20 protein-coding genes and 1 pseudogene are annotated in these 23,614 nt (G+C 70.5%); 11 read left to right on the forward strand and 10 right to left on the reverse strand.

The genetic code is table 11. The annotated features are described in order from the left end of the window. The first annotated feature begins 11 nt into the window (after window positions 1–11). Window positions 12–1,535, forward strand: a complete 1,524-nt coding sequence (locus tag QOM21_RS05095) for an aldehyde dehydrogenase family protein (RefSeq protein ID WP_407548523.1) — start codon at window positions 12–14, stop codon at window positions 1,533–1,535. Window positions 1,536–1,912: 377 nt separating this feature from the next. On the opposite strand, the gene QOM21_RS05100 is transcribed toward QOM21_RS05095, so the two are convergent. After that, the gene (locus tag QOM21_RS05100; RefSeq protein ID WP_407548524.1) at window positions 1,913–2,842 is read right to left on the reverse strand and encodes an endo-beta-N-acetylglucosaminidase H; all 930 of its coding nucleotides are present in this window, start codon (window positions 2,840–2,842) and stop codon (window positions 1,913–1,915) included. A 390-nt stretch (window positions 2,843–3,232) separates the two neighbouring features. On the opposite strand from QOM21_RS05100, the gene QOM21_RS05105 reads away from it, so the two are divergent. Further along, window positions 3,233–3,832, forward strand: coding sequence for a hypothetical protein (locus QOM21_RS05105; protein ID WP_407548525.1), 600 nt, complete (start codon window positions 3,233–3,235; stop codon window positions 3,830–3,832). A 240-nt stretch (window positions 3,833–4,072) separates the two neighbouring features. On the opposite strand, the gene QOM21_RS05110 is transcribed toward QOM21_RS05105, so the two are convergent. The 4 genes from QOM21_RS05110 to QOM21_RS05125 form a co-directional block, all read right to left on the reverse strand. After that, window positions 4,073–6,877: a SpoIIE family protein phosphatase gene (locus tag QOM21_RS05110; protein ID WP_407555580.1), complete on the reverse strand. Its 2,805-nt coding sequence runs from the start codon at window positions 6,875–6,877 to the stop codon at window positions 4,073–4,075. Window positions 6,878–7,087: 210 nt separating this feature from the next. Continuing rightward, the gene (locus QOM21_RS05115) at window positions 7,088–7,381 is read right to left on the reverse strand and encodes a putative quinol monooxygenase (protein ID WP_407548526.1); all 294 of its coding nucleotides are present in this window, start codon (window positions 7,379–7,381) and stop codon (window positions 7,088–7,090) included. 261 nt (window positions 7,382–7,642) lie between these two features. Beyond that, entirely contained in the window at window positions 7,643–8,314 is a 672-nt protein-coding gene (locus QOM21_RS05120) for a class F sortase (protein ID WP_407548527.1), read from the reverse strand. Then, window positions 8,311–9,135, reverse strand: coding sequence for a hypothetical protein (locus QOM21_RS05125; protein ID WP_407548528.1), 825 nt, complete (start codon window positions 9,133–9,135; stop codon window positions 8,311–8,313). Before QOM21_RS05125 ends, QOM21_RS05120 begins: the two co-directional genes overlap by 4 nt. A 332-nt stretch (window positions 9,136–9,467) precedes the next feature. On the opposite strand from QOM21_RS05125, the gene QOM21_RS05130 reads away from it, so the two are divergent. Then, on the forward strand, window positions 9,468–9,653 hold the full coding sequence (locus QOM21_RS05130) for a hypothetical protein (protein WP_407548529.1): 186 nt from the start codon (window positions 9,468–9,470) through the stop codon (window positions 9,651–9,653). A gap of 152 nt (window positions 9,654–9,805) precedes the next feature. Further along, window positions 9,806–10,237: a GNAT family N-acetyltransferase gene (locus QOM21_RS05135; protein WP_407548530.1), complete on the forward strand. Its 432-nt coding sequence runs from the start codon at window positions 9,806–9,808 to the stop codon at window positions 10,235–10,237. Window positions 10,238–10,329: 92 nt separating this feature from the next. On the opposite strand, the gene QOM21_RS05140 is transcribed toward QOM21_RS05135, so the two are convergent. Next, a complete protein-coding gene (locus tag QOM21_RS05140) occupies window positions 10,330–10,785 on the reverse strand; it encodes a MarR family winged helix-turn-helix transcriptional regulator (protein ID WP_407548531.1) in 456 nt (151 codons plus the stop codon). Window positions 10,786–11,136: 351 nt separating this feature from the next. On the opposite strand from QOM21_RS05140, the pseudogene QOM21_RS05145 reads away from it, so the two are divergent. The 4 genes and pseudogenes from QOM21_RS05145 to QOM21_RS05160 all read left to right on the forward strand — a co-directional run bounded on the left by QOM21_RS05145 (window position 11,137) and on the right by QOM21_RS05160 (window position 16,481). Continuing rightward, window positions 11,137–12,982, forward strand: a pseudogene (locus QOM21_RS05145) (flavin-containing monooxygenase). Window positions 12,983–13,014: 32 nt separating this feature from the next. Next, window positions 13,015–14,664, forward strand: coding sequence for a hypothetical protein (locus QOM21_RS05150; RefSeq protein ID WP_407548532.1), 1,650 nt, complete (start codon window positions 13,015–13,017; stop codon window positions 14,662–14,664). A 28-nt stretch (window positions 14,665–14,692) separates the two neighbouring features. Beyond that, window positions 14,693–15,460: an SDR family NAD(P)-dependent oxidoreductase gene (locus QOM21_RS05155; protein ID WP_407548533.1), complete on the forward strand. Its 768-nt coding sequence runs from the start codon at window positions 14,693–14,695 to the stop codon at window positions 15,458–15,460. 280 nt (window positions 15,461–15,740) lie between these two features. Further along, on the forward strand, window positions 15,741–16,481 hold the full coding sequence (locus QOM21_RS05160) for a class I SAM-dependent DNA methyltransferase (protein ID WP_407548534.1): 741 nt from the start codon (window positions 15,741–15,743) through the stop codon (window positions 16,479–16,481). Between the two features lie 87 nt (window positions 16,482–16,568). Here the strand turns inward: QOM21_RS05160 and QOM21_RS05165 are convergent, their stop codons facing one another. Then, window positions 16,569–17,330, reverse strand: coding sequence for a LysR family substrate-binding domain-containing protein (locus QOM21_RS05165; RefSeq protein ID WP_407548535.1), 762 nt, complete (start codon window positions 17,328–17,330; stop codon window positions 16,569–16,571). Window positions 17,331–17,389: 59 nt separating this feature from the next. Between QOM21_RS05165 and QOM21_RS05170 the strand changes: the two genes are divergently transcribed. Next, a complete protein-coding gene (locus QOM21_RS05170; RefSeq protein WP_407548536.1) occupies window positions 17,390–17,818 on the forward strand; it encodes a DUF5997 family protein in 429 nt (142 codons plus the stop codon). A gap of 791 nt (window positions 17,819–18,609) precedes the next feature. Next, entirely contained in the window at window positions 18,610–19,212 is a 603-nt protein-coding gene (locus QOM21_RS05175; RefSeq protein WP_407548537.1) for a hypothetical protein, read from the forward strand. 68 nt (window positions 19,213–19,280) lie between these two features. On the opposite strand, the gene QOM21_RS05180 is transcribed toward QOM21_RS05175, so the two are convergent. Next, on the reverse strand, window positions 19,281–21,002 hold the full coding sequence (locus tag QOM21_RS05180; RefSeq protein ID WP_407548538.1) for an acyl-CoA dehydrogenase family protein: 1,722 nt from the start codon (window positions 21,000–21,002) through the stop codon (window positions 19,281–19,283). Between the two features lie 82 nt (window positions 21,003–21,084). Continuing rightward, entirely contained in the window at window positions 21,085–21,642 is a 558-nt protein-coding gene (locus QOM21_RS05185; protein WP_407548539.1) for a PadR family transcriptional regulator, read from the reverse strand. 449 nt (window positions 21,643–22,091) lie between these two features. Between QOM21_RS05185 and QOM21_RS05190 the strand changes: the two genes are divergently transcribed. Continuing rightward, window positions 22,092–22,442 (forward strand): DUF779 domain-containing protein, encoded by a 351-nt coding sequence (locus tag QOM21_RS05190; protein WP_407555581.1) that lies wholly within the window; start codon window positions 22,092–22,094, stop codon window positions 22,440–22,442. Between the two features lie 188 nt (window positions 22,443–22,630). Here QOM21_RS05190 and QOM21_RS05195 read toward each other — a convergent pair whose 3' ends face one another. Beyond that, entirely contained in the window at window positions 22,631–23,578 is a 948-nt protein-coding gene (locus QOM21_RS05195) for a hypothetical protein (RefSeq protein ID WP_407548540.1), read from the reverse strand. Window positions 23,579–23,614 lie beyond the last annotated feature (36 nt).

Consider the following 23,614-nt stretch of genomic DNA (forward strand, 5'->3'; position numbering starts at 1 on the left):
GAGGCCGCCCCATGGCCCGCTACGCCAGCCCGGGTTCCGCCGATGCCGTGATGAACTACCAGGCCCGCTACGACCACTGGATCGGCGGCGAGTACGTGGCGCCCGCACTGGGCCGGTACTTCGAGAACCCGACCCCGGTCAACGGCCGGCCGTTCACCGAGATCGCGCGCGGCACGGCGGAGGACGTCGAACGCGCGCTGGACGCGGCGCACGCGGCCGCGCCCGGCTGGGCCCGCACCGCGGCGGCCGAGCGGGCCGCCGTCCTCAACAAGATCGCGGACCGGATGGAGCAGAACCTCGAAGCGCTCGCGGTCGCCGAGAGCTGGGAGAACGGCAAGCCCGTACGGGAGACCCTGGCGGCCGACCTCCCGCTCGCCATCGACCACTTCCGGTACTTCGCGGGTGCCGTGCGGGCGCAGGAGGGCACCCTTTCGGAGATCGACGAGGACACCGTCGCGTACCACTTCCACGAACCGCTGGGCGTCGTCGCGCAGATCATCCCCTGGAACTTCCCCATCCTCATGGCGACGTGGAAGCTCGCCCCGGCGCTGGCCGCGGGCAATGCGGTGGTCCTCAAGCCGGCCGAACAGACCCCGGCGTCGGTGCACTACCTGATGAGTCTGATCGCGGACCTGCTGCCGCCCGGCGTGGTCAACATCGTCAACGGCTTCGGCGCCGAGGCGGGCAAGCCACTCGCCTCCAGCCCGCGCGTCGCCAAGGTCGCCTTCACCGGGGAGACCACCACCGGGCGCCTGATCATGCAGTACGCCTCCGAGCACCTGCGGCCGGTCACGCTCGAACTCGGCGGCAAGAGCCCCAACATCTTCTTCGACGACGTCTCGTCGTCGGTGGACGACTTCCACGACAAGGCGCTGGAAGGCTTCACCATGTTCGCCCTCAACCAGGGCGAGGTCTGTACCTGCCCGTCCCGGGCGCTCATCCAGCGCGGTCACTACCAGGACTTCCTGGCGGCGGGAGTCGCCCGTACCGAGAAGATCGTCCAGGGACATCCGCTGGACACCGACACCATGATCGGCGCCCAGGCGTCCAACGACCAGCTGGAGAAGATCCTCTCCTACCTCGACATCGGACAGAAGGAGGGCGCCCGCATCCTCACCGGCGGCTCCCGCGCCGAACTGGGCGGCGAGCTGGAGGGCGGCTACTACGTCCGGCCCACGATCTTCGAGGGCAGCAACGACATGCGGGTCTTCCAGGAGGAGATCTTCGGCCCCGTGGTGGCCGTCGCCCCCTTCACCGACTTCGACGACGCGATCGGCATCGCCAACGACACGCTGTACGGCCTGGGCGCCGGCGTGTGGACCAGGGACGGCTCCACCGCCTACCGCGCCGGCCGCGCCATCCAGGCGGGCCGCGTGTGGACCAACTGCTACCACGCCTACCCGGCCCACGCCGCCTTCGGCGGCTACAAGCAGTCCGGCATCGGCCGCGAGAACCACAAGATGATGCTGGACCACTACCAGCAGACGAAGAACCTGCTGGTGAGCTACTCGGCCAAGAAGTTGGGGTTCTTCTAAAGGCATGAGGAAGGGCGCCTGACCTGGGTTTTCACCCGTCAGGGCCGTTCGCTCAGCCCGCCTGGAGCGAGGGCCGGTTCACGTGCCCCTGCCCTTACCCGGACACGCCTGCCCGGCCCGGCACCGACAACGCGCCGTCGCCGGGCCGGCGGTCGGCTCGGCGTGAGCAGGGCACCCCGGTCAGCGCGCTCTCTGCCCTGATGAGGCAGGCCCCCGGCCCGGGACAGCAACTGCGGCTCGGGGCGCACAAAAAAGTGAAGGGTCACCCCGCACCGCGCTCCCGACATCGTTGTCGAAAGCGCGGCCTGCACGGATCGCGGTCCTAGGGGATGCGGCGAACTCCGAGGGAGTACCGCGCACCGGGGCGTGCGGTCGCCTCAGGGCGTGTGGACGGCGTCACTGCCGTACAGCTCTCTGGTGAAGGCAGAGACATCGGCGCTGCGGTCGGAGCCGTCGAGGTTGTACGTCAGATAGACGCCGTACCCCTCGCTGACGGTGCGGCGGGCGAGGTCGGTGACCGTGCTCTGCGAGGTCCCGCCGATCTCAACGGCCGCCGGCGACAGCTTCGACTTGGGCAGTGCGATGCCGGGGACCTGCCAGGTGCCGTAGTACGGGTTCCAGGCGTAGTCGAACGTGGACGAGACGTCGACGCCGCCGTAGGAGAGGCGCGACGCGGCCGGGCCGATGTTGTAGAGGCTGATGATCTTGTCCGGCATGTTCGCGCGCAGCGCCGTCACCAGGTGCACGAACGAGCTGTCGTTGGGCTGTCCGGTGCCGTTGTTGCCGTACTCGGCGTACTCGTCGTCGAAGTCGATGCCGTCGAGACCGTACTTGGTCACGGTGTCCGACATCTCCTTCGCAAACACCGAAGCCGCCTGCTGGGACGGGAAGTTGGCGAAGCCCGCGCCCTGGTGGTTGCCGAGCACGGAGAGGACGACCTTGATGCCCTTCTGCTGCAACGGTCTTATCTCCGTGGCGGCGTTGTCGAGGACACGCTGCACGTTCTCGTTGAAGTGCACATACGCCTCCTTCTTGCCCGTGTCGTAGTTGATGTTCGCCGCGAAGATCACGGCAACGTCGAAAACGTTGTCGCCGCTGTCGGCGAGGGTGTACTTGCCGACGTTCAGCATGCTGTTGTTGTTCACCTCGACGTATGCCACCGAGGTCGGTCCCTGTTTCGCGGGAGCCGGGCCAGGGGCCGGGGCCGCTGCCGCGCCGGTCGTGGCGGTCGCGCCGAAGGTGAGGGCCGCGACGGCCGAGAGCGCGAGCGCGGCCTTCCGCACTCCGCTCCGTACCAGAGTGAACATCGTTGATCGGTCTCCCATCGCTTGGGGCGGCGCCCGACCTGTTCGAAAGCGCCGAGTGGGCCCTCCGAGTTTCCGCTCCCGTGACCGAATCCGAGAGTCACGGCAGAACTCTTCACGGCCCCCACGCACGTTGCGCCACAACCCCGGTCCAAGGCAAGGGAGTTGACGCGTCCAGTGGTGACTGCGGTACGCGCAGGAACGCACGGCCGGCCCGGTGGTCGAGGGTGCTGTCTCGGATCGATCACCGCACGCCGCGCAAGGGACGGCGCGCTGACGGACCACCACGAAACCGTCGCCCTCCAGGGGGCCGCTGCAGCGGAGCGCCGACGCCCTTGTCAGTGCCTGCTGTCACACTCGGCATCACCTCAACATCGCCGTCTGGAGCACAGCATGAGTGCCGACCTCGGTCCGCTGGTCATCACACGCCGCAGCGGCGAAGAGCCGATACGGGCCAATGGTGAGACGGTGGGCAAGCTCGGCGCCTTCTGGAGCTGGGCCTGCTCCGACCTCGCCAACAACACGATGCGTGGTGTTCTCGCGGAGTACCTCGTGGCCACCGCCCTCGGAGCGGCCACCGGTACCCGCACCGAATGGGACACCGTCGACATCCATACGCCCGAGGAGTGGCGCGTAGAGGTGAAGTCTGCGGCCTACCTGCAGTCATGGGCGCAGTCCCAGCCATCGAAGATCTCATTCTCCATCGCACCGGCCTCCGGCTGGGACGCCCGGACCGGCACTGCCTCGGCCGAAGTCCTCCGGCGCTCGGACGTGTACGTCTTCTGCCTGTTGCACCACCCGGACAAGCAGACCCTGGACCCTCTGGACCTCGACCAGTGGACCTTCTACGTCCTGCCGACCCCTGTCCTGGACGAACAGTGCCCTTCCCAGAAGACCATCAGGCTCGCCTGCCTCGAGCGCCTCGGCCCGATGAGGACCGACTTCAGCGGTCTGGCGAAGGCGGTCGCCGCGTGCGCCGAAGGCACACGGTAGCCCCACGTCAGCGAGCTCAGCCCGGGCGGTGACCTTGTCGACGGCCGTCACCGCAGCCGTTTCCGCAGGTCGGCACTGCTGGTAGCGCTGCACCACCAGCAGACGAGGAACCTGTTGGTGAGCTACTCGGCGAAGAAGCTGGAGTTCTTCCAGCAGCCGGGCTAAGGCGCCTGCTGTGCGGCCGTGTTCAGCGACGAACCGTGGCCAGGGCTACCACCGTGGTCGGCGCGGACGCCGCCGTCACCACTCCTCGTCGGTCCACTGGTCCAGCAGTTCGTCCGTGGTGGCCGCGTCCGGTTCGGTCGCGGTGGCGTGCAGGGACTGTTCGGTCCAGATGACCTTGCCGTGGGGGGTGTATCTGGTGCCCCAGCGTTGGGAGCTCTGGGCCACCAGGAACAGTCCGCGTCCACCCTCGTCGGTGGTGGCGGCACGGCGCAGACGCGGGGACGTACTGCTGGCGTCGGAGACTTCGCAGATCAGGTTGTCGGTGTCGTGCAGCAGCCGCAGCCGGATGGGCGGGGTGCCGTAGCGGATGGCGTTGGTGACCAGTTCACTGACGATCAGCTCCGTACCGAAGGCGCTCTCCTCCAGGCCCCAGGTCTCCAGCTGCCGGGTGGCTTCGGCGCGGACGCGGGAGACGGCGGCGGGGTCGTCCGGCACGTCCCAGTCGGCGACGTGTTCCGGGTCGACCAGGCGGGTGCGGGCCACCAGCAGCGCGACGTCGTCGCCGGGGTGCTCGGGCAGCAGTGCCTCCACGACGGCGTCGCAGGTCGCCTCGGGAGCCCGGCCGGGGTGGTCGGCCAGGACGCCGCGCAGGATCGCGAGGCCGGTGTCGAGGTCGCGGTCGCGGTCCTCGATGAGTCCGTCGGTGAACAGGACCAGGCGGCTGTCGGCGGGCAGTTGCAGAGTGGCGGTCTCGACCGGCAGGCCGGCGCCCACGCCCAGAGGCGGTGAAACGGGGACGTCGGGGAAGGTGACGGCCCCGTCGGGATGGACGAGAGCGGGGCCGGGGTGCCCGGCCCGCGCGACGGTGCACACCCCGCCGACCGGGTCGTAGATCGCGTACAGGCAGGTGGCGCCGGTGATGCCCGTCCCGTCGGTGTCCATGGCCTCCGCGGCGTCGATAGTGGCCACCAGCTCATCGACGTGGGCCAGGAGTTCGTCGGGGGGCAGGTCCAGGGCGGAGAAGTTGTGCACGGCGGTGCGCAGCCGCCCCATGGTGGCCGCCGCGTGCAGACCGTGGCCGACCACATCGCCCACGACCAGGGCGACACGCGCGCCGGGCAGCGGGATGACGTCGAACCAGTCGCCGCCCACCCCCGCCTCCGCGGGAAGGTAGCGGTGGGCGACCTCAAGGGCGGACTGCGCGGGCAGGTCGCGCGGCAACAGGCTGCGCTGCAGGGTGTCGGCCAGGGTGTGTTCGCGGGTGTAGCGGCGGGCGTTGTCGATACAGACCGCAGCCCTTGCGGCCAGCTCTTCGGCGAAGGACTGGTCGTCCTCCTCGAACGGTGGGGAGTCACCGGTCCGCCAGAAGTTCGCCACCCCGAGCACCACTCCCCGGGCCCACAACGGCACCGCGACCCACGAATGGAAGCCGTGGTCCAGGATCTCCTGCGCGTGTTCCGGGTCCTGGGCGCGCCAGCCGTCGGAGGCGGCCAGGTCCGGCTCAAGGGCGGCGTGTCCGTGCGCGATACCGGCGGCCACGGGGGTGGTGGGCACGAAATGAATCAGCTCGCCCACGGGGTGGAGGGGGTGCCGCCCCTCCTGGCCAACTATGGCCGTGCGGCGCATCTCGGTGCTCGCTCCGTCCGGCTCCTCACCGCGCAGGACCGGCTCCAGCAGCTCCACGGTGACCACGTCGGCGAACCGGGGCACCGCCATCCGCGCCAACTCCTCGGTGGTGCGCACCACATCCAGAGTGGTGCCGACCCGCATCCCGGCGTCGTAGAGGAGTTGCAGCCGCTCGCGGGCCACCTCGGCCCGCCCCGCCAGCGCCTGGAGTTCGGTGGTGTCCCGCAGCGTGGCCACACTGCCCGCCGGGCCTCCGTGGCGGTCGACGGACCGTACGTTGACGGCCAGCAGCCGGTCGCCGGCCCGGTGTACCTCGTCGGTGACCGGCCGCCCGCCGGCCAGCAGCTCACCGACGCCCGGGGCCAGGTCGAGGTCGGTGACCGGCTGCTGCTCCGCGTCCTCGGGCAGGTCCAGCAGCCGCCGGGCCTCGTCGTTGGCCAGCAGCAGCCGCCCGTCGCCCCCGACGATGAGCACCCCTTCACGGACGGCGTGCAGCACCGCGTTGTGGTGCTCGTACATCCGGGTCATCTCGGCGGGGCCGAGGCCCGAGGTCTGCCGCCGCAGCCGCCTGCTCACCAGTGCCGACCCACCCGCGGCGAGCAGGAGTGCGCCGCCCGCGGCGCCGAAGAGCACCGGCAGCTGCTCCTCCACCCCGTCGTTCACGTTCTCGACCGTGACCTCCGGATACACGATCCCGGCGACCGAGCCGTCCGGCCGGAAGACCGGCACCGCCGCGTACACGGACAGGCCCAGCGGGTCCTTCACGATCTCGGTGAAGGGCTTGCCCTGCGCGGCCTCCTTGTACGGACCGATGACGCGCTTGCCGATCTGCGCCGGGTCGCGGTGGGTGATGCGGATGCCGGACGTAGTCGACAGCACGATGTTGTCGATACCCGCCCGCTTCCGGGCAGCTTCGGCGCGCGGCTGCAGGACCGCGGTCGGGTCGGGGCCGTCGAGGGCCTCGACCACGCCCGGCGCGTTCGCGAACGCCTCGCCCGCGATCAGCATCTCCTCGCGCGCCGAATCCGTGGCCTGATGGCGGGCCTGCAGCACCAGCGCCACCAAGGTCGCGGCGACGAGCAGCACGACCACCCCCAGCTGGAGGAGGAATACCTGGCCGGCCACGCTCCGCGGGCTCAGCAGGGACCGCGCGCGCTGCCCCGGCGAGCGCGGCGGGACGTCAGGACCGCCCTGGGGCCGCGTCGGTCGTCCGCATTCTGATCCCGCGCGCGGTTCGGCCCGCCTGTCCCGCATTCGGAACAGACGGATGCGGGCCGAGGGGCGGCGGAAGCGTCTCATCCCGTCCATTTTTCCACTTGCCGCCGGCGGGTCCCGACCGCCCCGGGCGTGGCGCCGCGCGCCGGCGGATCCGTCCGGGGTGATGCGGCGTCGGACCGAGGTCGTCGCGCCGGGGCGTGGGAGGTGTCCTCGGCCTCGAAGCAGCGAAGCTCCACGACGGGCGGGTCAGTCGAAAGGCGGCCCCGACCGGGAGATCTCGTGCTTGAGCACCTGAACGTCCTTGATCTCGGCAGCGGCCGACGGGCTCGGCGCGACCGCACGCCAGGCGTCCAACGTCTGCTGCGACTCCCAGTACTCGAAGATGTTCACCCGTCCCGCCTCGATGGAATCGGGAGAGATCGACACATCAAGGCACCCGGGCTGCCGACGGCACTGCTCCACGAGCTCGCGAAACCCCTCGACGTACCTGTCACGCTCCCCCGGGTCGACGTACGCCTTCCCGGCAACAATCACCGTCATGGTGCTCTCCCTCTGCCTCGTGCCTCCGCGGCCCCTGCTGAGGCCGGCTGAACGGCTCTCTTGAAGTACCGACTCCTCGCGGGGCCGGAACTCATCGGCTCCCGCGTCGGCGGCACAGCTCGGCCGGTCGCATCGCGAGGCAACTGGTGACGTCAGGGCGGCGCACGACCTCGCCCTCACCCACCGCAGGACGGGCCGATGCGGCGGCCCGGTCGCCGCGGGGAGGCACCGGGCCGCCGCTCTCGGTCTCACGGATTCGGCTTACGCGCTGCCCGTGAGACTGGCGAACACCACCACGTTGTCCGGGTAGTAGTGCTTGCCCTCGTCGTACTCGCCGCCGCAGGTGATCAGGCGGAGACCGGCGTGGTCGAGGTTCTTGTACACCTCGACCGTGGGGAACTTGTTCTTCGGGTACTGGGCGACGCGGTCGACGGTGAACTTCGCGGTCTTCCCGTCCTGCCGGGCCACCTCGATGGTGTCACCCGTCTTCATCGTCGACAGCTTCTCGAACACCGACGGCTCGCCGTTCCAGGAGACATGGCCGGCGATCACGGCCGGCCCCTGGGATCCCGGCGTCGGCCCCGGCTTGTACCAGCCCGCCTTGTCCGGATCGCGCGGGGTCTGCATGACGCCGTTCTTGCCCTGTCCCAGCGTCTCCAGCGTGGAGGAGACCTGAAGCGAGGGGATGGAGAGCCGCTCCGGAACCGACTTCGGCATGTCTGCCGCAGCTCCGGCCCCGGACCCTCCGTCCGGTGCCGGGTCCCCGCCCTGGGCCGGCGGCTGCCCGGCCGGGAAGGGCTGTGACGAGGCGGCTTCCTGCCCTCCGCACCCGGCGACGAGTACGGTCGCCAACGCCGCGGCGACCGCACAGCCGAGGACGCGGCGGCTCCGGCGACGTACGGCGATCATGCCGTCCGCGCTCCGGGGGCTCATGCGGCGGCCCCGTTTCCCCCGGTGCGCCCGGCGCCGAGCACGCCCTTGCGCCGTCGCGCGAGGGCCAGGGCGCCGGTCACCGCCACGAAGCCGGCGCCGCCCGCGCCCAGTGCCGCGAGCGGGACCCCCTGCTCCTCGGCGGGCCCGGTTCCGGTCTCGACCCCGCCGACCGGTATGGACCCCACCGCGGCGCCCTGGACCTCGCCGCAGTTGGTCGGGGCAGTGGCCTCCTGGGGGAGCTTGGGATCGAGTTCGCTCTTGCCCGCGCCGTCGAAGTCGTACTTCTTGTTGCTGTTGCGGTCGATGCCGTGCTGGACGATGTGCAGATCCCTGATGTGGTCGACCACGTCCTGGGAGACGGTCAGTGTGCGCTGGTAGGAGAGCTTGCCCTCGGCGTCCGCCACGGGCATGCGGTCAACGGCCAGGCCGCTCGCCATGTCCGTGGGTCCCTTGGTGGTGAGGGAGATATTGATGTCGCCGTAGTCGACCGTGGCTTCGGTGTTGTTGAGCACACCGTCGCCGTTCGTATCGTCGCTCGCGTCCGGGCAGTGGAAGTCGTGCCCATCGGTGGAGCCGTGGAGGTGCTGGGCGGAGGGCTGTCCGGGTACGAGTCCCTCGGACTCGATTTTCACGGTCAGCCGGTTGCCCTGGAGACCGAGCATCGCCGTGCCCTTGGAACCGGAGTCGTTCAGCTGGTCCAGATTGATCTGGAACGCTCCGGTGCCCTCGGCGACGGCCAGGGACGAGACGCCCACGGTGAGGGCCAGGGCGGCGGGCAGAGCGACGAGTACGGCGAGGCGGCTGGTGCGCTTGGCTATCACGTTCGTTCCTTATCCGGCGGCCTCCGCGGGGAGGGAAGGGGGAGGACCGCACGTCGTCCGGCTTCGAGAGCAGCACCTCGGCGAGGTGCCAACGGTTATTCGGAGCCGCAACACCCTTGGATTGGTGACGTGTTGAGAAAATCCTGACGGACGGCTCCATGGCACCGAAGGAGCGCCGCCGGGCGCACCCGGGGGCGCACTCGTGAGCCTCGGCCGAGCCCTTCCGGATCCGGCCGCTGGGCAGTGGCAAGGGCGCATAATCCAACCGGCCCTGGGCCGGGGCCGGGATGGTGACGCCACCGCAGCCGGCTCGTTGGCACGACATGACACACATGCGACGTGTACTCGCCGGTCTCGCCCTCTCGACCACGCTTCTCGGCCTTGCCGGTTCGGCCCAGGCAGTGGCCGCTCCCACGGACGAGGCCCCGCTCACGCCCCACCTCCAGACGCCGTTGAACGGCCTCCTGACGGGCCGTGGGACCCCGGTCGACTGGAGCGTCCTCGACATCGGCCTCTGAGCGGGGAACGCCCTGCGACTGAAGCCTCCGCATCGCCCTCAGCTTCGGCTGGGGGCGATGCGGCGTTCGGGGCCGGCGCCACACCCACTCAGCACTTGGGTTTCCCAAGTAATCGCTTGGAAAACCCAAGCACCCTCGCTACCATCTTCCGCATGACCACCACCAGGGAAGACGGCTACGAGCTCTCGACGGACCCCGCACGCCTCGATGTCGACCTCGTGCACCACTGGCTGTCGACCGACGCGTACTGGGCGCTGGACCGCAGCAGGGAGACCACCGAGCGGTCGGTCCGCTCCTCCCTCAACTTCGCCGTCCATCACGCCTCCGGCTCCCAGGTCGCCTACGCGCGCGTCGTCACCGACCGGGCAACCTTTGCCTGGCTGTGCGATGTCTACGTCGCTCCCGCGCACCGCGGCAAGGGTCTGGGTACGTGGATGGTCGGCGCCGTCCGCGGCCACCTGGCCCCCTACGGGATCAAGCGCGTCCTGCTCGCCACTCTCGACGCCCACGAGATCTACGCGAAGAACGGCTTCACGCCGCTCCCGGACCCCGAACACCTGATGATCCTGAACCCGTCGGCCTGAAGCGGCCCGACCGGGCAGCACCGGCCGGATCCTGACGCCGCATCCCCGCCGCCGATCACAGGACCACTACGCCGACGGCTCCCTGGCGGGGCTCAACGGCGCGGCCACGGGCGTCCGCCGATGCGCTCGATGTCGGTGTTGAAGCGCCTCAGGTAGGAGGCGAAGGCGGCGATGTCCTCGTCCGCCCAGTCGACCAGGATCTGATCCAGGGATCGGACGATGCCCTCGCGCTCCTCGTCGAGAATGTCCGCACCCTTGTCGGTGATACGGAATTTGCGGGCCATGCCGCCGTCGGGGTCGGGGATGCGCTCCGCGAGTCCCGCGCGTACCGCCGCGGCCGTCTGGCGGTTGAGGGTGGAGGCATCGAGCCCGAAGGCGTCACTCAGCTCACCGATCGACATCGGCCCCTGCATGCGGATGCGGCTGAGGAGGATGTAGGCGCTGCGCTCCAGAGTGCCGTCCTTGCGGCGCCCACCTCGCTGATGCAGGAACGTGTGACGGCTGAGCAGCATCTGCTCGTACTCGACGTCGCGCGTCGGCCTCTCCATGCGTCCCACCGCCTCCCGCTCTCCTGCTCCTTGCCGTGCCGACGCCCCGCATCGCGTCGCGGGCCGGCTCCTGGGCCGCCGTCCCCTCATCCTCTCACGCAGATGCATCACCCACACGATGTGCTTGATACATGCGATGTGTACGATGCACATGCTCCACGAGCCAGGCCGCACGAACCAGCGACACGTACGCCCCGCATCGGGACCCGGCCCGCCATCGGGGCCTCACCGGCAGCGTCACCCTCCGATCACCTCACCAAGTCCGCTCGCGCAGACGCGTGTTGCCCGCAGCAAGCCTCGCGCCGGCGCTACCGCTCGGCCCACGAAGGAAGCACGAAGAGAGGGACATCCATGCCCGGCCCCCACAGTTCGCCCGACGCCACGTCCCCTGCCGGCCCGTCCGAGCTCGGATTCGACCCGGAGGCTCTCCGGGCCCGTTACCGGGCCGAGCGGGACCGCAGGATCCGGCCGGAGGGCGGCAGCCAGTACCAGCGCGTCACCGGCCGGTTCGGGTACTACGACGAGGACCCGTACGCCGAAGTCGCGCCCCCGCGTGAGCCGTTGCACGACCGGGTCGAGGTGGTCGTCATCGGGGGCGGGTTCGGCGGCCTGCTCGCGGGCGCCCGCATGCGGCAGGCGGGTGTGGACTCGATCCGGGTGATCGAGAAGGGCGGGGACTTCGGGGGCACCTGGTACTGGAACCGGTATCCCGGGATCCACTGCGACATCGAGTCCTACATCTATCTGCCGCTGCTGGAGGAGGTCGGCTACGTCCCGAAGTGGAAGTACGCGCCGGGTGAGGAGATCCGGCAGCACGCCAGGGCCATCGGGCGGACCTTCGACCTCTACCGCGATGCCGTCTTCCGGACGCAGGTCACCGCACTGCGCTGGGACGAGGACGCGTCGGAGTGGCTGGTGACCACCGACCGGGGCGACCGGATGCGGGCGCGGTACGTGGTGACGGCCAGTGGCACGCTGAGCGAGGCCAAGCTCCCGGGCATCGCGGGCATCGAGACCTTCCAGGGACACACGTTCCACACCAGCCGCTGGGACTACGGCTACACCGGGGGCGACGCGGACGGGAACCTGCACAAGCTCGCCGACAAGCGCGTCGCCCTGATCGGCACGGGCGCGACAGCCATCCAGTGCGTACCCCACCTCGGCGCGGCCGCCCACCAGCTGTACGTGTTCCAGCGCACGCCCTCCTCGGTCGACGTACGCGGCAACCGCCCCACGGATCCCGACTGGGCCGCCACCCTCTCCCCCGGCTGGCAACAGCGCCGCAGGGACAACTTCCTCGCCCTCGTCACCGGCGGCCACGTGGCCGAGGACCTGGTCGACGACGGCTGGACCAGCAGCGCCCGCCTCCAGCAGAAGCTCATCCCGAGCGACGGCTACCGGGCCCTGCCGCCCGAGGAGCGCGAGCGCGCCTACGAGATGGCCGACTTCCAGAAGATGAACGAGATCCGCGCCCGGGTCGACGCCCTCGTCACGGATCCCCGGACGGCCGAATTGCTCAAGCCCTGGTACCGCTACATGTGCAAGCGGCCCACGTTCAGCGACAGTTACCTGGAGACCTTCAACCGCACCGACGTCACCCTCGTCGACACCGCCGACAGCCACGGCGTGGAGCGGATCACCGAGAACGCCGTGGTGGTCGGGGGCGCCGCGTACGAGGTCGACTGCATCATCTTCGGAACAGGGTTCGAGGTCGGCCGCTCGGGGATCACCTCCGGACGCCTGCCCGGTGCACGGCAGAGGAGGCGTCGCCCTGACCGACGCGTGGAAGGAGGGCCCCCGCACGCTCCACGGCTTCTACAGTCACGGCTTCCCCAATCTCTTCCAGCTCGGCCCGCTGCAGAACGCGAGCGCCGTCAACTTCGTCCATGTCCTCGACGAGCAGGCGACCCACGTCGCCGAGGTCGTCGCGGAGGCGCGCGCCAGGCAGACGCGGTATGTGGAGCCGGCCCCGGAGGCCGAGGCCGCGTGGGTCGGGACGATCCGTGAGAAGGCTGCCGACCTGTACGCGTTCCAGGCCGAGTGCACGCCCGGCTATTACAACAACGAGGGCATGCCCAGGAAGCGCAGTGAGACGTACGGGGACGGGCCCGTCGCGTTCCACACCCTGCTCCGGGAGTGGCGCGCGAACGGCGGCATGGGCGAGGTCCTCGTCGACGCCGAGCGGGACCGGGTTTGAGAAGTCCGCGGGACTCAAGGGGAGGGAAGACGATGGCGGAGCGCTCCAGCCGCTACGGCACGACCGCGCCCGAGCCGAGGTCACGCACCCGTTGGGAGGTGTCCAGGCTCAACACCCCCAATGCGCTGTGGGGTTCGAACGGTGTCGCGTTCGGCCCGGACGGGCGGCTGTACACCGCGCAGTTCCTGGCCGGCCGGATCAGTGCGGTGGACCCCGCCACCGGGGACGTCGAGACGGTGGTGCCCATCGACGGTCCGGTCCAGTCCCCGGACGACCTCGCCTTCGCGGCGGACGGCTCGATGTACATCACGGATCTGGTGCCGGGGAGGGTGTGGCGCCGCAGCCCTCAGGGGGCGTACACCCTGGTCTGCGACCAGGTGAAAGTGCCCAACGGCATCGCCTGCGTCGGCGACCGGCTGTTCGTGAACGAGATGAGGATGAACGGCCGGCTGCTGGAGCTGTTCCCCGACGGCGGCGTCTCCCCCCGGGTGCTCACCGAGGGGCTGGCCCTCGGCAACGCGATGCAACTCGGCCCGGACGGTCATCTGTACTACCCGCACATGGTGACGGGCCAGGTCTGGCGCATCTCTCCCGACGGCGGCGAGCCCGCACTCGTCGCGGAGGACCTGCACGAACCGGTCGCGGTCCGCTTCGACCAGGGCGGCGTCATGCTGGTGCTGTCCCGGGGACAGGCCGGCATCGTGACCCGCGTCGATCTGCACGCAACGGGCTCCCGGTCCGTCGTCACCAGCGGTCTTGCGGGGCTCGACAACGCGGCGTTCGACGCGGAGAACAGGATGTTCGTCTCCAGTTTCGCCAGCGGCGGCATCACGGAGCTGCACCCCGACGGCCGGACGCGGGAGATCGTGCCCCGCGGACTGGACGGCCCCTTCGGAGTGACCGTCGACCTGGCGGGCACGGTGTACGCCGCGGACCACTATCGCGTGGCCGGGCCCGAGAGCGGCGCGGCGGACGCTCCGGACGGGATCACCACGCACGTCCTGCGGCCCTTCGCCCACGGCATCAGCGCCGACGGCGGACTTCTGCACCTCACCTCGCAGTACGGCGAGGTCACCACCTACGACCCCGAGCACGGGACCACGCGCGTCCGGGCGAGCGGTCTGCGGCAGCCCACGGGCATCGCCGCGCGGCCGGGCGGCGGGCTGGTCGTCGCCGAGACGGGGGCGGGCCGGCTGCTGGCCCTGGCGGAGGACGACACCGTCACCGTGCTCGCAGAGGGACTCGTCCACCCTGTGGACGTGGCCCTCGATGCCGAGGGGCGCTGCTATGTGAGCGACGATCAGCTCGGTGCGGTCCTCAGGATCGAGGAGGGGCACGCGTTCACGGTCGCGGACGGGCTCGACGCCCCGCAGGGTCTGGCGGTGCTGGGTGAGGAGGTGTTCACCGTGGAGACGGGCTCGCGGAGGCTGCGGGCCATCTCGCTCACCACGGGGCGGCAGCGGATCGACGCCGAGGATCTGCCGGTCGGCCTTCCCCCGGACGCCGTCCGCCGCACCCGCCCCGCGCTGTTCACCCACGGCATGCCCGGCGTGCCGGACATGTTCGCCGGTCTCACCGCGGCTCCCGACGGCTGCCTGCTCCTCTCGGCAAACGGCGAGGGGACCGTCCTGCGACTGATGCCCCGACCCCCGAGCGGTCGCAGTCCGCAGCACGCCCATTGACGATCGCGCTCCACGGAAGGGATTCACCATGACCAGCAAGGGTTTGGCGGGACGCAGTGTCGTCGTCACCGGGGCCGCCTCCGGCATCGGCAGGGCCACGGCCCTGCAATTCGCGGCGGAGGGCGCCCGGGTGCTCGTCGCCGACCTGAACGGGGACGGCGCCGAAGAGGTCGTCCGGGAGATCGGGAAGGCAGGGGGGACGGCCCTCTCCGTCACCGGCGACCTGAGCGACCAGCAGGTGGTGGACGCGGTCGTCGAACGGGCCGTCGCGGCCTTCGGCGGTCTGGACGTCCTGGTGAACAACGCCGGGGTCATGGACCGGATGTCCGCCTTGGCCGAGACCGATGACGCGGAGTGGGAGCGCGTCATGCGCATCAACCTGACCGCGCCTTTCCTGCTGACCCGGGCCGCGCTGCCGCACATGCTCGCCGCCGGGCGCGGCTCGATCGTCTTCACCGCCTCGGAGGCCGGCCTGCGCGGAGGCGCGGCCGGCGCCGCCTACACCGCGTCCAAGCACGGCGTGACCGGCCTCGTGAAGAACCTCGCCGTGATGTACCGGAAGCAGGGCATCCGCGCCAACGCCATAGCCCCCGGCCCCACCCTGACCAACATCCAGGTGGACGCGGCGCCGGAGGCGCACGGCCCCGCCCTGATAGGCCGGCTGATCGGCGCGAACATCGGCCGGCTGGGCAGCGCCGAGGAACAGGCCGCCGCCATCGTCTTCCTGGCGTCCGACGCCGCCGCGTTCGTCAACGGCGCCGTCCTCCCCGTCGACGACGGCTGGGCAGCGGTCTGAGCACGCAAACGGCCCCGGTCCCTCACGGATGAGGGACCGGGACCGAGATGGAGCGCCGGGCAGGCCTTGCACCTGCATCTCCCCGCAGGAAGCGGGGCGTCTTTCCTTGGACAACCGACGCCGGACACACCGTCAACCGGTGAACGGCGCGTTCAAGATCAATAGTACCGCAGCCGACCGCCCGTTGGCCACACACCTGCCCGGAACACGCTGCGGCGGTGGACGGCCGCCCCTGAAAATCCACGCGCGCCGCGGGATCCGGCGGCGGTACGGTCCTGGGATGCATGACGAGGACGGCTTCTTCGGAGCGGATGTCGCGTCCAGCTATGACGAGAGCGCCGCCGAGATGTTCCGGCCGGACGTGGTGGACCCGGCGGTCGAGGTGCTGGCCCAGCTCGCCGGTGACGGTGGCGCCCTGGAACTCGGCATCGGCACCGGCCGGATCGCGCTGCCCCTGGCCGACCGCGGCGTTCCGGTGCACGGTATCGACATGTCCCGGGCCATGGTGGCCCGGCTGCGCGCCAAGCCGGGCGGCGAGGCCATCGGGGCGACCATCGGCGACTTCGCGACGACGCGGGTGGCCGGCACGTTCGCGGTCGCCTATCTGGTGTTCAACACCATCAACAATCCGACGTCGCAGGACGCCCAGGTGGACTGCTTCCGTAACGCCGCCGCCCACCTCGCGCCGGGCGGCTGCTTCGTCGTCGAGGTGGGAGTGCCGGACCTGCGCCGCCTGCCACCGGGACAGTCCGCCGTACCGTTCCACATCGGCCCGACGGGGTGCGCCTTCGACACCTACGACACGGTCAGCCAGGCCATGAGTTCGCACTACGTCACGATCGTCGACGGGTGCGCCGAGTACCGGGCCGTGCCGTTCCGGTACGTGTGGCCGTCGGAGCTGGACCTGATGGCGCGGCTCGCGGGACTCCGGCTGCGCCACCGGTGGGAGGACTGGAACCGGGCGCCCTTCACCCACGAGAGCACCCGGCACGTCTCGGTCTGGGAGAAGCCGGCCGACTGACCGAGCCGAGGGAACCGCCCGGCCTGTGGAATCGGCAAAGATCCGATCCCCCTCTGCCCTGCGGGGCTCCGGGACGGTGCGGTCGCGTTACGAGCGACGGCGCGGTTTGCCCCGTTTGCCACCCTTGGGGGCCCCTGAGGCGCGCCGCGGATTCTTGCCCGTCGGCTTGCCGCCCGCGGGCTTGCGCTGCGCACCGCCGACATCGGGACGCTTGCGCTTCGGCTGCGCCGGGGTCGGGGGCCGGCCCCGTGTGCTGTTGACCGTCCGCCCGCGCACGATCCCGATGAACTGCTCCACCAGGTCGGTGGTGGCGTCCTGTGGCCACGACAGGGCGACGCGCGACTCGGGGGCGTCCGGGACGGGCCGGTAGGTGAGGTCCTTGCGGTGGTGCAGCCGGGCGAGCGACTGCGGCACGACCAGCAGGCCCACCCCTGCCGCCACCAGCTCGATGGCGTCCGCCGTCGTGGCGGGGCGATCGTTCGCCGGCAGGCCGGGCCGGGCCTCCCAGACGAGGGTGTCGTCGAGGGGGTGCAGCATGATCTCGTCGGCCAGATCCTCCGCGGAGACCTCGTCGACCGCCGCGACGAGGTGGTCCTTCGGGACCACGACCACCGTCGTCTCGGTGTAGAGGGGGATCGCGCTGAGATCCTCGCCGTCGACCGGAAGCCGTACGAATCCGGCGTCGGCCTCACCGCCCCGCAAGGCTTCGCAGGCCGCGGCGGCGGGCACCGCGACGAGGGTCAGGGGGACGTCGGGCAGCCGCTCGTTCCAGATCCGCACCCACTTGGTGGGCGTCACCCCGGGGACGTACGCGAGCCGGAATGAAGGGGTTACTTCCGAGCCTGTCACTCAGCCAGGTTACCGGTCCGTGGTCGGAGGTAGCGCACACGGTCGATAGTCTTGACACCATGACGTCGCACCAATCCACCCAGACGATGAAGCCCGCCACCGCGGCGAAGAAGCTGGGTGTGTACCTCGAGGCCACCCCCGCCGAGTTCCAGGAGGGTGTGGTCTCGCGCGCCGAGCTGAACGCCCTCCAGTCCGACCCGCCCGAGTGGCTGGTGGAGCTGCGGCGCAACGGCCCGCACCCCCGGCCGGTGGTCGCGGCGAAGCTGGGCATCTCCATCTCGGGCCTCGCCCGCGGCGGCATCACCGACCCGCTCACCACGGAGCAGATCGAGGCGCTGAAGCAGGAGGGCCCCGAGTGGCTGGAGCGCGAGCGCGCCACCCAGGCCGAGGTGCGCAAGGAAGCCGCGCGCATCAAGGAGAAGGCCAAGGAGAAGAGCAAGGACAAGGAGGCGGAGCGCGGCGATCAGCCGGGCCGTCCGCGTTCCTGATCTTTCCGCCGAAGGCGTCCGAGGGCGCCCGAAGGGGCTGAGGCCCGTCGGGCGCCTTCGCCGTACCGGGAGCCGGGCGCCCGGCGCCGGGATCCCGAGCGAAGATCCCTTCGGAGTGCGCGCCGGTTCTGCTGGTGTCGCGGGCCGCGCGCATGATCATCGGCTGGGCCGTCGGGGAGTGGGGCATCCAGCGTGTGGAGTGGCGGCTCCGCGTAGGCAATGAGCCCGGCGTCGCCGGGGCCCGGCGGCTGCGGGTGAGTCGGGAAGACGCGCTGCGGAAGAGCTGCCTCACGGGGAGGGCGGCGCGGCGAGGAGATCCGGGCCGTGCTTGCCTCCGAGAGGCGGGCAGGCCGGCCGTCGCCTGCGTGAGCAACGCGCACCGCGGCACCGAACAGCGCGGCAACCGAGCAGCGGAGTCATCGCCCCGCCGGCATCGTCAACACCGTCAGGACCTGCGACGCACAGCGACAGCCGCGCGCATGACGGGCTTTCAGGATCCCCTGGGCGCCGCCCTTTCCCGCACCGGGGCCCGCGGCACAGGAGGCTGCCTCCCCTTCAATTCCCCCATAGCATCTGTTTCGTCATCAACTACAACTTTGCTGAACTTTGGTGTAGTTGAACGAATTTTCACTCCAGTCTCGACGGCAACAGGCGGCGCACGCGGCACTCGCGAACCGCCGCTTCCGCAATGCCAGGCGAGAGGTATGAGCACTATGGCAAGAACCCGCAGGACCCGGTACGGACGTCGGGCGGTCGCACTGTCGACGGCAGCCCTGGGCATGGTCGGAGCGATGGCACTGCCCGCTGCCGCCGCCTCCACCGAAGAGCCCACCCGGGAGCAGCTGATAGCCGACTGCGCCTCCGGAGAGGGAAAGTGCACCTTCAACGAGCCGACCCTCGGCAAGGCGTACCTCGGTGACTTCCGGCAGGTCTCCGACTCGCTCTACAACTGCAGCACCTCGGACGCCAGCCAGTCGATGGGCTGGGCCGACACCGTGGGCGCCACGGACTCGGTGGGGGTCTCGGTCACCGCGGGAGGCAAGATCGCCGGCATCATCGATCTGAGCGTGACGGCCACCTACAGCCACACCTGGACGAGTTCGCACACCGAGAACAGCTCCCTCAACATGACGGTGAAGCCGGGTGAGGTGGGCTGGATCTCCCGCGCGCAGGTGATGCAGAAGGTGTCGGGCACCTGGCAGACGCACTACGACAGCCCGAAGTGGGACCACTACTACTGGTTCGTGCCCGAGACCGTCACCGGCCCGGCGCCGAACGGCACGGACGGGCAGAGCAACGCGGTGATCGTGAAGTCGCGGAAGATGACCGCCGAGGAGAAGGCGTCGTGCAGCGCCGACTCCAAGCAGGGCCGTTCCTTCGTGGTCAAGCGCTGAGAGAACGAACGGCGGGCCCGGCCGGCATTGTTGAATGCCGGCCGGGCCCGCCCCCGGTCACTCCGTGGCTACGGAGCCATCTCGTAGGCACCGGCCAGCGCTTCGACGCGCTCCCAGACGCGCGCCGAGCGGGCGTCGTCGACGACCGGACGCCGGACCGCGCCGAGTGCCCAGCTCTGCTGCGCCTCGTTGGCGGAGTCCTTGCCGTGCAGCTCGACGGCGTGCGTGGAGAAGTCGCGTACGAGAACGGCGAAGAGCTCGTCGAGCACGTCCTCCTCCAGACCGGTCAGCCGCGCCTGCTCCAGGATCAGCTGACCGTGCACGACCAGCGCGAACAGCTGGCCGACGGCGAGCAGCAGGTCCAGGTCACGGGCCTGCTCCGCGTCCGGCGCGGCGGTGGTGACGAACTCGCACAGCGCGTCCGCCTGCTCCCGGAAACGGCCGACGTTGGGCACGTCGGCGTACGCGTCGTAGGCGGTGCGCCAGTCATGGAAGCGCACCGAACCCAGGCCGCGGGCCGGCCCCTGCCGGAAGAGGAAGGCGTCGTCGGCCGCGTCGAGGCGGGTCGGCACCGCTTCGTACTCGGCCGGGTTCAGCAGGTGGTTGCCCATGAACTTGAGGATCAGGGCGAGGTTGACGTGGACCGTGCCCTCCAGCTTCGGCAGGCCGCGGATCTCGGTGGCGGCCTGCGAGAAGTAGGTGTCCTTCTCGAAGCCCTTGGCCGCGATGACGTCCCACATCAGGTCGATGACCTTCTCGCCCTCGGTGGTCACCTTCATCTTCGTCATCGGGTTGAAGAGGAGGTAGCGGCGGTCGTCGGGGCCGGCCGAGCGGAAGTAGTCGACGGCCCGGTCGCTGAACAGCTTCATCCCGACGAGGCGGACGTAGGCGTCGGTCAGCTCGCGGCGCACGTGCGGGAAGGCGGTGACGGGACGGCCGTAGAGGATGCGGTTCTGGGCGTGGGTGACGGCCTCGTACATCGCGTGCTCGCAGATGCCGATCGAGGCGGTGCAGAGGTTGAACTTGCCGACGTTGACGGTGTTCAGCGCGGCGTCGAAGGCGGCGCGGCCGGTGTGCAGGACGTCGTCCGGACCGACCGGGTAGTTGTCGAGGCGGAACTCGCTGACGTACTTCGAGGAGTCGACGACGTTCTTCACCAGGTGGTAGGCCGGGTGGCGGCTGTCGGCGGCGAAGAAGACATAGCCGTCGGGGCCCTCGACGTCGGTGCGGCGACCGAAGACGGACACGAGTCCGGCCTCGTTGCCGTTGCCGATGTAGTACTTGGAGCCGCTCGCCGTGAAGCGGCCGTCGCCGTCCGGCTCCAACAGCATGTCGGTGGAGTAGATGTCGGCGCCGTGAGCCTTCTCGGAGAGGCCGAAGGCGAACACCTCGCCCTGGTCGAGGAGTTCGGCCGCGCGGGTGCGGGCGGCGGCGTTGTCGCTCTGCCAGACCGGGCCGAGTCCGAGGATGGTGACCTGCCACGCGTACCAGTAGTCCAGGCCGTAGAAGCCGAAGATCTCGTTGAGGGCCGCGATCCGGGCGGTGTCCCAGCGCTTGTCCTGGTGCCCCTCGCCGGCGGACTCCGGGGTGAGGAAGGCCGCGAACAGCCCTTCCTTGGCGGAGAACGCGAGGAAGTCCGCCAGCCACGCACGGGAGCGGTAGTCCTCGATCAGCCGGCGCTTGCCGCGGGCCTCGAACCAGTCGACGGTGGCGCGCAGCAGCCGGCGGGTCTCGGGGTCGAAGTGCGCCGGGTCGTAGGTGCTCGGGTTGAACAGCAGCGGGTCGGCCATGGATGTTCGCCTTTCCGGCTCGGGTTGAGGGGTGAGGGTTGAGGTGTGAGAGCTACGGGCTGGGTGGCGCGTCGACCCGGATTCAGTGCCCGGGTCCGAGTCGGCGGAGCGTGGCGAGGACGTCGTCCAGCCAGGCGATCGTCATCCGCTCGTAGGCGATACCGCCGCGCAGCACGACATGCTGGAGCTCCCGGCCCGCGTCGGGCGGCCCGTGGGCCTCGGGGTCGGGGAAGTCGCGCCGCTCTCCCGCGAGATAGTGCGCGAGCCGGTCGCTGTGGGCCCGGTGATGCCGCTCGACCTCGCGGATCAGCGCGGCCGGGTCGTCGAAGGCCGCGCCGCGGATCTTCACGGCGAGGTCGTGCCGGACACTCTCCGGTTCGATCGGCGCGTGCAGCCAGTCGGAGAGCGCGGCCCGGCCGAGGTCGGCGACGGAGTACTCCTTCTTGTCCGGCCGGCCCTGCTGCGGCACCTCGCGCACATCGATCCAGCCGTCGCTCTCCATCCGCTTGAGAACGCGGTAGATCTGCTGGTGGGTGGCGGTCCAGAAGTATCCGATGGACCGCTCGAACCGCCGGGCCAGCTCATAGCCGGAGCCCGGTTTCTCCAGCAGGGAGACGAGGATCGCGTGGTCGAGCGCCATACCCCGATCCTTCTATGCAACTCGTTGCATAGACAAGGGGCAGCGGCCGGGTGAGACACGGCTCACCCGGCGGGCCCGTCCGGGCGGGCGCGGCCCCGGGACGTGCGGGCGTGCAACCTCCGCGCAACCTTGGGCGGCGTTAGCTGGGTAGTCCTGTCCTGGTGGGCATTCGGGCGAACGGCATGCGGGCGGCTCCGGCCGTTCGGTGCCGTGGCCCGTACCGGCGCTCCCGACGCCGCCAGGGCGGGACCACCGGCCGGCGGCCAGGCGAAAGGACGAGGCGTGTACCGATACGAGAAGAAGCTGCGGGTCAGCCGCTCGGCGAAGAGGCCGGTGCGCCGATGACGGCGCCGGAAGCCGCTGCCGGCGGCACCGCCCCGGACGCCCGGCACGCCGGCGGCGGCCCGGATGCCGCGGTCGCGGAGGGCACCTCGCGGATCGCGCTCAGCATGGCGGCCGTCGAGCTGCTGCGCCTGCTGCGCGAGCAGCACGGGCCGCTGATGTTCCACCAGTCCGGCGGCTGCTGCGACGGCAGCGCGCCCATGTGCTACCCGGCCGGGGAGTTCCGTACGGGATCCTCGGATGTGCTGCTGGCCCGGCTGGCCGTGGAGGGGGTCCCGGAGCGGGTCGGCTTCTGGATGTCGGCCGACCAGTTCGCGCGCTGGCGGCACACCCATCTGACGGTGGACGTCGTGCCCGGGCGCGGCAGCGGCTTCTCCTTGGAGGCGCCGGAGGGGGTGCGGTTCCTGATCCGCTCCCGGCTGTTCACCGACGAGGAGCGCGAGCGGCTCGTCGACTGAAGCGGGGTGCGCGGGGGCTCACAGGTGCCGTGACGGCGGCGGGTGCGCGGTCACGGCCGCGGTTGCGGAAGCTGGTGAGGCCCCGCGCACGGGGGATGACGCGGGGCCTCACCACGGACAACGGGCAGGCAGGGGAGGGAGTTCCCCGGTCGTGAAGATTTCGCGAAGGAACTTTCCCGCGCCCAGCTTCAGACGTCGTCTCCCACCAATCGCTCCAGCATGTCCTGGAAGTCGAGGTCGACCACCACGCGCAAGCCCTCGCCGTCCGGCTCGCTCAGCGGCGTCATCACGCCTCGACGCCACCAGAAGACGTTGGGGCTGATCGCCCCCGCCGCGTCCTCGTGACCGGCGGCCGCGAACTGCGCCATGGCCTGAAGCGCCGGGATGACCTGGGCGTCCTGGATGCGGTGGAACGCCAGCTGGTGCCGGAAGGGCATCGCGACCAGGGCCCCGTCCGGGGTGAGTTCGCAGCCCATGATCCGCTGTACCAGTTCGTCGAGCACCAGCACGCGGCTCGCGGTGAAGAAGGAGTCGCCGAGCAGCACCTCGAAGGCCGATCCGTCGCCGCGCCGGACCGTCTCGTGCCCCTCGACCGGCAGCGCCCGCAGATTGTTCATCGCGCGAATCCGCAGTTCGGCGACGTCCCCGAGGTCGGTCAGGGAATCCTCGCTCAGCATCTGCACCGCCTCGGGCAGGTCGAGAGCGAGCACTTCGCGCAGCCCGGGGGCCGGCTCCTTGCCGTACCGGAAGGAGTCCGAGGCGGGCAGCGTCTCCTGGGCGACCACGCGGGGGTAGAGGCAGGCTCGGATCTCGTCCTCGGAGAGGATCTCCAGCGGCTGCGGCCCGTCCATCGTGCGCAGGACCTTGCCGACGTGATCGCGGATCAGGCCGGGCCAGCTGCGTTCACCGCGCCGGTCGCGGTGGCACACCGCGGCGAGGTTGCCGAGACCGAACTGGCGGCCCGCGGAGTCCGTGACGACGCCCGCGTAGGCGGTGACTTCGAGTCCCTGTTCGGCGAAGGCCTGCCGGACCTGCGATCTGAAGACGCCGCCCTCACGCTCGGAGAAGAAGGTGAATTCCTCATCGCGTGCGAGGTCACGGGAATCCCGCTTCGGTCCTCGGCGGAACAGGCCCATCTCTTCCTCCCGGCGACGGCCTCGGCGACGGCCACG

The sequence above is a fragment of the Streptomyces sp. Pv4-95 genome, assembly GCF_045782725.1.
GTDB lineage: Bacteria > Actinomycetota > Actinomycetes > Streptomycetales > Streptomycetaceae > Streptomyces.